Here is a 324-nt window from a genome sequence, read left to right as displayed (position 1 = left end):
CCTTCGGCTCGATCTCCAGGGAAGCGCACACCACGATGGCCCGCGCCATGAACACGATCGGCGGCAAGTCTAACACCGGCGAGGGCGGCGAAGAGGCCGACCGTTACCTGCCGCTGCCGGACGGCGGCAAGAACCCCGAGCGTTCGGCGATCAAGCAGGTCGCTTCCGGGCGTTTCGGCGTGACGGCGGAGTATCTGGTGAACTCCGATGTGATGCAGATCAAGGTCGCGCAAGGCGCGAAGCCCGGCGAGGGCGGGCAGCTGCCCGGTCACAAGGTCGATGCCACCATTGCCAAGGTCAGGCATTCGACGCCGGGCGTCGGCC

1 protein-coding gene is annotated in these 324 nt (G+C 67.3%); it reads left to right on the top strand.

Going from position 1 to position 324, the window contains the following annotated elements:
• Window positions 1-324 (top strand): glutamate synthase-related protein (locus EN862_RS35395; protein ID WP_135913320.1); only part of this gene is annotated, 324 nt, incomplete at both ends.

Source organism: Mesorhizobium sp. M2E.F.Ca.ET.219.01.1.1 (assembly GCF_004016445.2).
Lineage (GTDB): Bacteria > Pseudomonadota > Alphaproteobacteria > Rhizobiales > Rhizobiaceae > Mesorhizobium.
The sequence above is the reverse complement of the archived record's forward strand: the minus strand, read 5'-3'. Positions and strand labels throughout refer to the sequence as shown.